Consider the following 12236-nt stretch of genomic DNA (forward strand, 5'->3'; position numbering starts at 1 on the left):
ATCAGGCAGACCGGCCGGTCGCATTCAACGAGCAATTGGGTCTTCTTTTTTGGATTCTCACATTCCCCATGAACGTATTCCGCACCAGAATTCGGATTACGTCAATGTTCGAAATCGGCATACAGAGTACAAAAACGACATATGCGCCCCGTTCATCCGGGCGAGTCGCGGCGTGATGGAGCTTTTGGAAATGAATACATTCGTACACAAAGTCGTTCGCGACCGGCGAGATTTGGCAGGCCGTGAAGCAACATATTCAAGATGCGCCAGAGTATCCGGCACTCAGTTAGGAATGTTTAGTATCGTTTTGAGAAGTCTACGGGATTCCACTTTCCCATCCTGGCCCTGAACCACGTTCGCTGACGCTTGGCAAACTGCCGAGTGGAGATCGTGGCGCGTTCCCGGGCCCGATCCATAGTCATGCGGCCATCGAGGTAGGCAACCAGTTCCGGGACGCCGATGGCCTTGCAGGCCGGCAGGGTCGGATCATACCGATCCAGCATCGCTTCAACCTCGTCCAAGGCCCCTGTTTCCAGCATGAGATCAAAGCGACGAATGATACGGTCCAGCAGCCAGTTTTTGTCGACGTCCAGAACAATGGGAACGGTATCAGACAAGGCAAGAACCGGGGGTGGGGTATCTACCTGCCAGTCCGACAAACTGCGTCCGGTCGCGGTCTGCACTTCCCATGCGCGCTGAACGCGGGCGCGGTTGTTGATGTCCAGCTTGTCCAAAGTGTCGGGATCGACACCTGCGATCAGAGCGGGCAGTTCCATCTTATCCGCTTGCGCCCGCACTTCGGCTGGGGTCGCGGGAATTTCGGCCATTCCTTCAGTCAGTGCTGAAAAGTACAGCCCGGTGCCGCCCACAATTATGGGACGCTCAGCTGAGTTCAAAAGGGGTTTGACCTCGCGCAGCCAGTGTCCTGCCGAATAGATCTGGTCAAATGGTATGTGCCCGTAAAGACGATGTGGCGCGCGGGCTTCTTCCTCGACCGACGGGCGCGCTGAAATCACCCGCCAGCAATCGTAAACCTGGCTTGCATCGGCATTGACGATGACACCACCAAACTTTTCGGCAATCTGCAGCGCAAGCGCTGATTTTCCGGACGCCGTGGGCCCGGCGATCAGAACAGGCTTGTCATCCGGAACGGGGGGCAACATGTCCCAAAACCGCGATGAGATTGCGTTGGCCATCTGGACTGCCTTATTCCTAACGTTCCGCATTGAACCTGCGGTGCTTTTGCTTCATTTTGCGCCGGAATTAAACCTGTGCCAGCCCGGAGCGCAACATGAGCCAATCCCCTTCGACCGAGACAACCGAAACCCCCAAGACAAAATACAAGCGCGTGATGCTGAAAATATCCGGCGAAGCGCTGATGGGGGATCAGGGGTTCGGCCTGCATCCGCCCACCGTTCAGCGTATCGCGCAAGAGGTGAAATCCGTACACGATCTGGGCGTCGAGATCTGTATGGTCATCGGCGGCGGCAACATTTTTCGGGGCCTTAGCGGTTCGGCGCAAGGGATGGAGCGTACGACGGCGGATTACATGGGAATGCTTGCCACCGTCATGAACGCATTGGGCATGCAGTCCGCGCTTGAGGAGGTGGGTGTATTTACGCGGGTTATTTCCGCCATCCGGATGGACGAGGTGTGCGAACCCTATATTCGCCGCCGCGCTGTGCGACATCTCGAAAAGAAACGGGTCTGCATTTTTGCGGCCGGAACCGGAAACCCTTATTTTACAACGGATACGGCGGCCACGCTGCGGGCCAACGAAATGGCGTGCGAAGCCATCTTCATGGGCAAAAACGGTGTCGACGGTGTTTATGACAAGGATCCCAAGGTTCACGCCGACGCACAGCGCTATGACACCGTCAGCTATGACGATGTTCTGGCAAAACGCCTGCGGGTCATGGATGCCTCGGCCATTGCACTGGCGCGCGACAACAACCTTCCTTTGATCGTGTTTGGATTGGACGAACCCGGCGGTTTCCGCGGCATTCTTGCCGGTGAGGGGACTTATACCAAGGTTCAGGGCTGACAATCTGCTGTATGTCAAAAAGCGGGCCGGTTCAAATCCCCGGCCTGTTTGCCTTTTGTGTCCGATTTGCGGTTCTGTTCATTGAAATGAAATCGCTGCTTTTGCAGGACGCTCGCCTCGCTTGCATAATCAAGAATATTGGCAGCAAATCTCTGATGAGCTTGAGATCCGATGAAGTCCTGACCGAGGTAGCGAAGTTGGACGGGTGTCTTTTCCCTTCACGTTCCGGTTGACCAACGCGAATGCGGCTGGCTAATTATCCGGGATCTTCGTTTGGGAATGTCCCGACTGAAGATCTGCCTGCACTTCCTTGTTTTCATGATAAGGTCTGCGGCTGGGCTGGAAGACCTGCAATGATTTCTGAGGGATCCGGGATCATGCCCGGGCACCTTGCCCCTGATGCGCAGCATGACGAGAAAGTAGCGAGCCATGACCAAACTGGATATCGATTTTGTTCGGGCACAATTCCCGGCCTTTTCTGAACCCGGCCTTCAGGGGCAGGCGTTTTTTGAAAACGCTGGCGGGTCTTATACATGCAAACCGGTCATCGACAGGCTGACGCGGTTCTACAGGCAGCGCAAGGTTCAGCCCTATGCACCTTTCGAGGCCAGCCGCCTGGCGGGCGAGGAAATGGACGAGGCGCGTGCCCGCATGGCCGCCATTCTGGGTGTTGACACAGATGAGCTGAGTTTTGGTCCGTCCACCACGCAGAATACATATGTCCTGGCGCAGGCGTTTCGGCAGTGGATGAAGCCGGGTGAGGCGATTGTTGTTACCAATCAGGACCACGAAGCGAACTCCGGACCTTGGAGGCGCCTTGCTGACGACGGGATCGAAATCCGCGAATGGAAAATTGATCCGGATACCGGTTCCCTGAACCCACAGGATCTGGAAGACCTTCTGGATGAAAAGGTGCGGCTGATCTGTTTCCCGCATTGCTCGAACGTTGTGGGCGAGATCAACCCTGTCACGGAAATCACCGCTATTGCCCATGCCGCAGGTGCCTTTGTTTGCGTTGACGGCGTCTCTTACGCGCCGCATGGTTTTCCTAATGTTGGAGAACTGGGGCCGGATATCTATCTGTTTTCGGCTTACAAGACTTATGGTCCTCATCAGGGGTGCATGGTCATTCGCCGCACGCTTGGGGAAATGCTTCCGAACCAGGCGCATGTCTTCAACGGTGATGTTTTGTACAAACGCTTTACCCCGGCAGGGCCGGATCATGCGCAGATCGCTGCAAGCGCGGGCATGGCCGACTATGTCGACCTTCTGTGCGATCACCATGGCGGGCCTGACACCGACGCAAGCGCGCGCGGTGAATTTGTTCACGACCTGATGCGCGCACATGAAATGGACCTACTTCAGCCGTTGCTGGATACGGTAAAGGACCGCAACGCGGTTCGCCTGATTGGCCCGGCGAACGCTTCGATGCGGGCACCTACGGTTGCGATATCGCTGAACCGTGAAGCGGAATCCGTTGCCCGTGATCTTTCCGATCATGGTGTTATGGCGGGTGGCGGTGACTTTTACGCTGTCCGCCCGCTTCAGGCGATGGGGGTCGCGCCGGAACACGGCGTATTGCGTGTCAGTTTCACGCACTACACTTCGAAACAGGAAGTCGATCAGCTTCTGGACGCGTTGGATAAGGTTTTGTGATCCAATATCCGCCTGATTTCGTAATACGAATAAACACTTGGGGCGGATATGCAGAAAGACAAAGCGCCAATACTACTATGGTTTCGCCGGGACTTGCGCCTGTCCGACCATCCCGCGCTTTGCGCCGCCGCAGCGACAGGCCGACCCGTCATTCCGGTTTTCGTATTTGACGACCTTGTGCGCGGTCTGGGTGCAGCCCCCAAATGGCGCCTGGGTTTGGGGCTCGAGGCGTTCGCCAGCAGGCTTCGGGACGTCGGTAGCCGCCTGATCCTTCGGCGCGGCAGTGCGCTGAGCGTTTTAAAAGAACTGATAGTCGAGACCGGGTCCGCATCGGTTTTTTGGACCCGCGCTTATGATCCGGATGCCATCGCCCGTGACACTCGTATCAAGGCAACCCTGGCAGATGGCGGTATTGATTCCAGGTCGTTCGACGGGCATTTGCTGTTTGAACCGTGGCAGGTCGCAACCAAATCCGGACAAGCCTTTAAGGTTTTTACACCGATGTGGCGCGCAGTGCGGGAGAAGGAGATACCTGTTCCGCAGGGCGCGCCATCACGGCTGAAAAATCCTGATAATTGGCCGGATTCCGAGGATATGGTCGACTGGTCCCTTGGGGCTGGGATGAACAGAGGAAACCGGGTTGTTCGGCCGTATGTGCAACCTGGTGAAAGGTCTGCCAATGATTGCCTGCTAGAGTTTCTGGATCGGATCGCACGGTATCAGGAACTACGCGATTGTTTGGATGTAGACGGCACGTCGAACCTGTCCGAATATCTGTCACTGGGTGAGATTGGACCGCGAACGGTGTGGCACGCCGTTCAGAACGCCTCGATGATGGGCATTCCCGGAACCGACGCCTTTCTGCGGCAATTGATCTGGCGGGAATTCGCGTATCATCTGATGTATCACTCGCCTCGGTTACTGACGAACAACTGGCGGCCCGAATGGGATGGATTTCCTTGGCTTGAGGATGGCCAAGCCCCGTCGGTTATGGCGTGGAAGCAGGCCAGAACCGGCGTTCCAATCGTGGATGCCGGACTTCGGCAGATGTATGTGACAGGCCGGATGCACAACCGCGCGAGGATGGTTGTGGCAAGCTACCTGACCAAACACCTCATGACACACTGGAAAGTCGGGATGAATTGGTTTGAGGATTGCCTGATAGACTGGGATCCGGCCTGCAACGCGATGGGTTGGCAATGGGTCGCAGGTTCGGGGCCGGATGCGGCGCCGTTCTTTCGGATATTCAATCCGCAGACGCAGGCACAGAAATTCGACCCGGATGCGGTTTACAGGCAACGATGGATCGCGGAAATCCAGGATAATCCACCGAAGACCGCGCTGGCATACTTTGAAGCTGCGCCCAATTCATGGGGGCTGACACCGGACGCGCCTTACCCTTCGCCGATTGTGGAATTGGCGGACGGTCGAAAACGAGCTCTGACAGCTTATGAACAGGCGAAAAGTCGGTAACGAACTGAAAACTTGCCAGAAACAGAAACTCGGCCTAGCTTATTTCTACGACCGCACAGGGGAGAGCGGATGATCCTGACCACGACTGAAGGGCAGAAGAACCTGCCCAGATATTTTTCACAAGTGCTGAAAATGCTTGGCCGGATGGAAAATGGACGGCTGGATATTGTCTTGCCTGATGGTCGGGTGTTTCGAACCGAAGGCGCAAAGCCCGGGCCGGTGGCGCAGGTCGATATTCATGATCCGGATGTTTTTTCCCGATTGGTTCGCGAGGGTGAGCTTGGTTTTTCTGACGCCTATCTGGAGGGCGGTTGGAGCACACCTGATCTGAGATCGTTCATGGATCTGGTACATCTGGAATCAGAGGCCGTTTATGACGATTTCACCGGTCGGTTTCTGGTTCAGGCCTATGAAAGGCTTCGGTTTTGGTTGCATCGAAACAACCGCAAACAGGCCCGAAAAAATATCTCGTACCACTACGATTTGGGTAATGATTTCTATTCCCTGTGGCTGGACGATACGATGACCTATTCCAGCGCATTGTTCGAGACCGGGCAGGAAAGTCTGGAAAATGCGCAGATCGCAAAATACGCAAGCCTTGTGGACGAAATGGGTGCCAAGCCGGGGGATCACATACTGGAAATCGGCTGCGGCTGGGGTGGTTTTGCCGAATATGCCGCAAAGGAACGTGGGCTGCGCGTCACCGGGCTTACACTCAGTCAGGAACAGTTGAACTTTGCGCGGCAACGTATTGAAAGTCTTGGCCTATCGGATCAGGTGGAGTTCAAACTTCAGGATTACCGCGACGAGCAGGGGCATTACGACGGGATCGCCTCGATCGAGATGTTCGAGGCGGTTGGGCAGAAGTACTGGCCTGTCTACTTCGAGACAGTACGCGACCGGCTGAAACCTGGCGGTCAGGCCACGCTTCAGATCATTACGGTGGGTGATCACCGCTGGGACTATTACAAAAACGGTGTTGATTTCATTCAGAAATACATATTTCCCGGTGGAATGTTGCCGTCTCCAACCATCCTCAGGCAAGAGATTGAACGCGCCGGGCTGAGTGTGATGAAGTCACGCGAATTCGGTAAAAGCTACGACCTGACTCTTCGACGCTGGTATGAGACGTTCAATGCCAAGTGGGAAGAGATTTCCCAAATGGGCTTTGATGAGCGTTTTCGCCGCATGTGGAATTATTATTTGACTGCATGCGGCGCGGCCTTTGACACCGGCAATTGCGATGTGACACAGATCACCATAGCAAAACCGAGTTAACGAACGGACCCCTCGTATGCCCAGTGCCTCACGTCTAGTTGCCGCTGTATGTCTGGTGGTGGTTGCCTTTATTGTCTCCACGATGATCATCGAAAACGGGGACGAGGGTAAGGATTACGGCTATTTCACTCTGGTCAACATTGCGCTTGGGTTCGTTTGCGGATGGAAAATCATGGGCAAGCGGGCTGGTCGCGGATGGACGGCAGGTGTCAACAACGGACTGACCGGTGTCGCATCTTTGGTGTTCTGGGGACTTTTCGTGCAGGGTACCTATGAGATGTTCCGCCTGGCGATGCGCCACAGGTATGACGGCCCGTTCGAGGCGGTGCTTGCGATTTTCAAGCTTGGTGTCGAGTTTGGCGAGCAGCTGATTGTTCCAAACATTCTGGTGACGCTAGCGGTGGGCGCTGTCATAACCGGGTTGGCGACCGAAGAAGCGAGTCGCCGCTGGCGTTAAGCGACTGAACAACGAAAGCTCTATCCCCGTGTCTGATCTATTTTTTTACGGCACACTCAGGTGCCAGCCGTTGTTGGAACGTGTGCTGGGCCGCCCGCTGTCTGAATTGAAGATATCTGAGGCCAGATTGCCCGACCACACCGTCTATGGGGTGAAGGGGCAAAGCTTTCCGATGATTGTCAGCGAGAATGGCAGCAAGGCCGAAGGTTTGCTGGTGCAGGGGTTCGGCCCCGAGGATTTGAAACGGCTGACTTACTACGAAGGCGGTTTCGATTACGATCTCAGCCCCCGTGACCTTGAGCTGCCTGACGGAACGAAGGCGACGGCAAGCGTATTCTTTCCAGAACCCAACCTTTGGACGCCGGACCAACCCTGGTCCCTGAAGGACTGGTTTGGAGATTGGGGAGAACTGACGCTACTTGCCGCAGATGAGGTGATGGCCCATTACGGCAAGGTCGAAGCTGCTGAGATTGCGCGAAGTTTTCCAGCCATCCGGACCCGGGCCTGGGCCAGGTTGGCTGCGCGCCGGCGTCAGACCGGTGATGCGCGCGATACGGCGCAGGACGTGATCGTCCATGATCGCAAGCCCGCCTACATCAACTATTTTGGGATTGATGAAATCAGGTTTCAACACCGCCAATACGACGGATCAATGGGTCCGGTTCTCAACTACAATGGGTTGATGCAGGGCAGCGCCGTCGTTGTTCTGCCCTACGATCCGGTACGGGACACGGTCTTGCTGGTCGAACAGTTTCGCGTGCCGGTCTTTTTGATCGACGACGCGGAACCCTGGATGTGGGAGCCGGTCGCGGGCATGATCGATCCCCGCGAAACGCCCGAACAGGCGGCAATTCGCGAAACTCAGGAAGAAGCGCACGTGACCCCCAGCGCGCTGGAATACGCTGGTGGGGTATATTCTTCCAGCGGTTCGTCGACCGAGTACGTCCATCTGTATCTGGGATTGGCTGACCTGACCGAAACGACCGACAATGGTGGCCTTTCTTCGGAGGGCGAGAACATCCGTAGCCGGATATTCTCGTATGCCGAATTCATCGGAATGGTTGACAGTCATGCCTTCAAGGACATGCCTCTGCTGACCTTGGCCCATTGGCTGGCACGACATCGCGACCGGTTGCGCGGTTAAGTTTCGTTGCTTGTGGTTGCTGCGGCGCGCCTGTAAATCTCTGACGATACCAAATTGAAATGAGGGCGCCATGCGCATTGCACGAGATCTTGCCGACGCAGTAGGGAAAACACCGTTGATCCGGCTGCGCCGCATCAGTGAAGAGACCGGTTGCGAGATCCTCGGCAAGGCCGAGTTCATGAACCCGGGGCAATCCGTCAAGGACCGTGCCGCTCTGTTCATCATCCGTGACGCAATTGCCCGGGGGGATCTGAAGCCAGGCGGGACAATTGTCGAGGGTACCGCAGGTAACACCGGTATCGGTCTGGCGCTGGTTGGCGCATCGATGGGGTTCAAGACTGTCATCGTGATTCCCGAAACCCAGTCGGAAGAGAAAAAGGACATGCTGCGCCTGGCAGGTGCCCAGTTGGTTCAGGTTCCTGCGGCGCCTTATCGCAACCCGAACAATTTTGTGCACTATTCACGGCGTCTGGCCGAAGAACTTGCGCAATCTGAGCCCAATGGCGCGATCTGGGCCAATCAGTTCGATAATGTTGCCAACCGTCAGGCGCATGTGGAAACAACGGGCCCCGAGATCTGGGAACAGACCGACGGCAAGGTCGACGGATTTGTCAGCGCCGTAGGTTCGGGTGGTACGCTTGCCGGTGTGGCCGAAGTGCTGCAGCCAAAGGGGGTGAAGGTGGCATTGGCCGATCCGATGGGCGCCGGGCTGTTTTCCTATTACACAACGGGTGAGATCGCGATGGAAGGCGGATCGATTGCCGAGGGTATCGGGCAGGTTCGGATCACCAAGAACCTTGAAGGGTTCACGCCTGATTTTTCCTACCAGATCACAGACAACGAGGCGTTACCCTATATCTTCGACCTGCTCCGTGAGGAAGGTCTGGTAATGGGCGGATCAACCGCGATCAACATGGCGGGTGCGGTCCGGTTAGCCAAAGAAATGGGACCAGGTCATACCATCGTAACCATCCTGTGCGACTACGGCACTCGCTATCAGTCCAAACTGTTCAACCCCGATTTTCTGCGTGAAAAAGAGCTGCCGGTTCCTGATTGGATGACCGATGCGCCACGCAGTATCCCGGGCGTGTTCGAGGACGTATGATGCGGCAGCAGGTCCGCCTGTTCCTGGCCCTTGTTGCGGTGTGTTTTGCCGTACTGGGCGGTTCTGCGTTCGCCCAGTTGTCTGATCGACAGAGCGAATACTATCAAGGCTGGGTCAAAACGGCGGATCGGGCCGAAGCGGTAATCGAGGCCAACAAGGCCTCAAACGCGGCTCTTGAAAATTTGCGGAGTGAAATCAGCGACTATCGCGAAGATTTCAACAATGCGCGGAGCGCGAATACAGAACGTATCAAAACGCTGGAAGGCCAACTGAAGGCGCTTGGTCCGGAACCGGAAGGTGATGCAACCGAACCGGAAGACATCGCCAACCTTCGAAATCACCTTGAGGAGCAGCTAAACAGTCTGCGGGTCCCTAGGATAATCTCGGAAGAGGCGTTCAGCCGGGCGAATGGTCTTATCTTCGAAATTGATCAATTGCTGCGGGACCGTCAGGCAAAAGAACTGCTGGAGCGCGGTCCGTCTCCTTTGAATCCTGCCCATTGGGGTCCCGCCTGGACCGATGTTAACGAAGCAGCGCGCAGTCTGTTCAATGAGGTGCGCAGAAATTTTCAAACAGACGTGGTGCATGAACGGTTTCGCGACCGCGGGTTGGGCATTCTTGCCCTGGTCGTGATTGCAGGTGTTTTGCTGTTTTATGGAAAGCGATGGTCTGAATCCGCCGGTGAATATCTGCGGCGTCTGGGCGGGCAGGGCAGTGGTGTCTGGGCTTTCCTGACCTCTCTGCTGCGGATCATTCTGCCGTGGTTTGGCGTTGTGCTACTGGTAACGGCAGTGTCGCTGACGGGCATTTTGGGGCTGCGCGGCGCTCTGCTGATGGAAAACGTGCCTTATTGGGCCGGGATCATACTTTTCTACGACTGGATTGGCCGACAGTTCCATGTTCTGCAGGAAGCGCAGGGATTTAAGAAACTGTCGAGGCAAAGGGTAAGAGAGTTACGAGTTCATCTTGATCTGTTGGCGGGGTTCCTGATCCTGCACGAACTGGTAAAGCTGTTTGAGCAGATCGAGAATATCTCTGACGCGACGCGTGCCGTGGTCGCGTTCCCGGTTATTTTCGGGACGGCGCTGTTGTTGCTGCGTGTTCGCCTGGTCCGAACCGTGGATACCACACCTGACCCGGATGAACCGGCCGCGACGGCCCGGGCTGCCGGGTTCAGTCAGTTGGTCGAGTTCATTCGCAGAGCCTTGTTCCTGCTGGGGATCGGCAGTCCCATACTCGCTGTTCTGGGATACACGAACGCGGCTGAAGCGATTGTTTTCCCGGCTGTAAAAACACTGGTCCTCATTGCCGCATTGCTGATTTTTCAGCGTTTCCTGGCTTCGGTCTACGGATGGTTCAGCGGCAAAGGTGAGGCCGCCAAGGACTCGCTTTTTTCCGTTCTCGTCGGATTTGCCATGGCCATTCTGGCGATGCCTATTCTCGCGCTTTACTGGGGCGCGCGCAGGACGGATCTGCAAGAGATCTGGTCCCAGTTGTTGCAAGGGTTTGATATCGGTGGGGTGACAATCTCCCCCAGCAATTTCTTCACTTTTGTTGTGGTCTTCGCCATCGGTTATGGCCTGACGAGCATGTTGCAAAGCGGGTTGAGGAATTCGCTGCTGCCCAAGACCAGTATTGATCCGGGCGGGCAAAACGCGATTGTGTCCGGCACCGGTTACGTCGGTATTTTCCTGGCCGCGTTGATTGCGATCACGATTGCAGGCTTCAACCTTTCGTCGCTGGCGATTGTTGCTGGTGCTCTTTCGGTCGGCATTGGCTTTGGTCTGCAGACCATCGTATCGAATTTCGTCTCGGGCATAATCTTGCTGGTCGAGCGTCCCATCTCTAAGGGGGACTGGATCGATGTGAACGGAATGATGGGCTACGTCCGCGACATCTCGGTTCGATCTACACGGATCGAGACGTTTGACCGAACGGATGTGATCGTTCCCAACTCGGACCTGATCAGTGGCGTGGTAACGAACTACACCCGGGGCAACACGATCGGGCGGGTGATCGTGCCTGTTGGTGTGGCTTATGGCACCGATACCCGGCTGGTCGAAAAAATTCTGGGCGAGATCGCAAATGCGCACCCCATGGTTCTGGCAAATCCAGCGCCCAGCGTCGTGTTTCAGGGGTTCGGCGCGGATTCGCTGGATTTTGAAATCCGCGGCATTCTTCGGGATGTGAACTGGGTTCTGTCGGTAAAGTCCGACATGAACCATGAAATCAACCGGCGCTTTGTCGAAGAGGGGATCGAGATTCCGTTCGCACAGCGCGATGTCTGGTTGCGCAATCCCGAAGTATTGAAGGCAGGGGAAGCCCAAACCGAGCAGAAGTCAGCGGAAATCCCCTCCGCAACAACATCAACCGCGCCGGTTGAGATGACCGAAGCCGACATGCCTGATGCCGATGGCGACGAGGTTTGACCTTCATAACCGTTCTGTTGTTTTCCGGTGAATTTTCAACCTAATCGGGCCTTGCAAATCCCCCGGCGATAGTCCAAATATCCCGCTCACGGAGAGGTGGCCGAGTGGTCGAAGGCGCACGCCTGGAAAGTGTGTAGGCGGGAAACCGTCTCCAGGGTTCGAATCCCTGTCTCTCCGCCACTCATACCTGGTTCACTTCAGCTGTGTTTTCTGACCCGGAATTGTGCCGCAGTTCCCGCGCGTTGGCGCATGCGCTTTCAATCAGAGACAGAGCAGACCGTACACTCAGAGCGCACTTCCGGCGGCAGTCTCAGTGGCGCATTTGGGCGGGGTCGCTTTGGGCGGGATTTCCCTGATAACCGGCTATTTACAGGGAATTTTCGTTGAATAGGTCTGAGTTCCGTCATTTCTCCTATCGGAACTGCATGTTTTTCAGAGGTTTATGTTGCAAATTCCCTAAAAGGTGGAACAGGGAATTTTCTCGTGGGAACAGGGAATTGTGCCGACGGATCAGGGAGGGCGAACCCCGTATCAGGGACGCAGGATCTGGAGATGTTATAAGCCGAACAGGCGTTCCTGTTCGGACCATTCAAGTGGGTGGGTCACGCTGACCAGACGCTTGAGTGTGAGTTCGGGCGGCTGGCTCCCGT

At 55.9% G+C, this 12236-nt stretch carries 9 protein-coding genes and 1 tRNA gene; 9 read left to right on the forward strand and 1 reads right to left on the reverse strand.

All coding sequences use genetic code 11. The annotated features are described in order from the left end of the window. Window positions 1-296: 296 nt before the first annotated feature. On the reverse strand, window positions 297-1196 hold the full coding sequence (miaA, locus tag ACR0CG_RS15590) for a tRNA (adenosine(37)-N6)-dimethylallyltransferase MiaA (RefSeq protein ID WP_480526082.1): 900 nt from the start codon (window positions 1194-1196) through the stop codon (window positions 297-299). A gap of 95 nt (window positions 1197-1291) precedes the next feature. Between miaA and pyrH the strand changes: the two genes are divergently transcribed. The 9 genes from pyrH to ACR0CG_RS15635 all read left to right on the forward strand — a co-directional run bounded on the left by pyrH (window position 1292) and on the right by ACR0CG_RS15635 (window position 11766). Next, on the forward strand, window positions 1292-2044 hold the full coding sequence (gene pyrH / locus ACR0CG_RS15595; protein ID WP_170616353.1) for a UMP kinase: 753 nt from the start codon (window positions 1292-1294) through the stop codon (window positions 2042-2044). 429 nt (window positions 2045-2473) lie between these two features. Next, a complete protein-coding gene (locus tag ACR0CG_RS15600) occupies window positions 2474-3700 on the forward strand; it encodes an aminotransferase class V-fold PLP-dependent enzyme (RefSeq protein ID WP_480526084.1) in 1227 nt (408 codons plus the stop codon). A gap of 48 nt (window positions 3701-3748) precedes the next feature. Next, a complete protein-coding gene (locus ACR0CG_RS15605) occupies window positions 3749-5173 on the forward strand; it encodes a cryptochrome/photolyase family protein (RefSeq protein WP_480526086.1) in 1425 nt (474 codons plus the stop codon). Window positions 5174-5242: 69 nt separating this feature from the next. Further along, window positions 5243-6451: a class I SAM-dependent methyltransferase gene (locus ACR0CG_RS15610; RefSeq protein ID WP_480526088.1), complete on the forward strand. Its 1209-nt coding sequence runs from the start codon at window positions 5243-5245 to the stop codon at window positions 6449-6451. A 16-nt stretch (window positions 6452-6467) separates the two neighbouring features. Continuing rightward, entirely contained in the window at window positions 6468-6908 is a 441-nt protein-coding gene (locus ACR0CG_RS15615) for a TrgA family protein (RefSeq protein ID WP_170616361.1), read from the forward strand. A 28-nt stretch (window positions 6909-6936) separates the two neighbouring features. Then, a complete protein-coding gene (locus tag ACR0CG_RS15620) occupies window positions 6937-8052 on the forward strand; it encodes an NUDIX domain-containing protein (protein ID WP_480526090.1) in 1116 nt (371 codons plus the stop codon). A gap of 70 nt (window positions 8053-8122) precedes the next feature. Further along, window positions 8123-9157 carry a cysteine synthase A gene (locus ACR0CG_RS15625; RefSeq protein WP_170616365.1) on the forward strand — a complete coding sequence of 345 codons (1035 nt, stop codon included), beginning with the start codon at window positions 8123-8125 and terminating at the stop codon, window positions 9155-9157. Beyond that, on the forward strand, window positions 9157-11586 hold the full coding sequence (locus ACR0CG_RS15630; RefSeq protein ID WP_480526092.1) for a DUF3772 domain-containing protein: 2430 nt from the start codon (window positions 9157-9159) through the stop codon (window positions 11584-11586). Before ACR0CG_RS15625 ends, ACR0CG_RS15630 begins: the two co-directional genes overlap by 1 nt. A gap of 90 nt (window positions 11587-11676) precedes the next feature. Continuing rightward, a tRNA-Ser gene (locus ACR0CG_RS15635) sits at window positions 11677-11766 on the forward strand. Window positions 11767-12236: the final 470 nt, after the last annotated feature.

The sequence above is a fragment of the Ruegeria sp. AB8 genome, from assembly GCF_056542605.1.

Coding starts and splice junctions, on each gene's coding strand:
- ACR0CG_RS15610 (WP_480526088.1), top strand. CDS start 5,243: ATGATCCTGACCACGACTGAAGGGCAGAAGAACCTGCCCAGATATTTT.
- ACR0CG_RS15605 (WP_480526086.1), top strand. CDS start 3,749: ATGCAGAAAGACAAAGCGCCAATACTACTATGGTTTCGCCGGGACTTG.
- ACR0CG_RS15600 (WP_480526084.1), top strand. CDS start 2,474: ATGACCAAACTGGATATCGATTTTGTTCGGGCACAATTCCCGGCCTTT.
- pyrH (WP_170616353.1), top strand. CDS start 1,292: ATGAGCCAATCCCCTTCGACCGAGACAACCGAAACCCCCAAGACAAAA.
- ACR0CG_RS15625 (WP_170616365.1), top strand. CDS start 8,123: ATGCGCATTGCACGAGATCTTGCCGACGCAGTAGGGAAAACACCGTTG.
- ACR0CG_RS15630 (WP_480526092.1), top strand. CDS start 9,157: ATGCGGCAGCAGGTCCGCCTGTTCCTGGCCCTTGTTGCGGTGTGTTTT.
- ACR0CG_RS15615 (WP_170616361.1), top strand. CDS start 6,468: ATGCCCAGTGCCTCACGTCTAGTTGCCGCTGTATGTCTGGTGGTGGTT.
- miaA (WP_480526082.1), bottom strand. CDS start 1,196: ATGGCCAACGCAATCTCATCGCGGTTTTGGGACATGTTGCCCCCCGTT.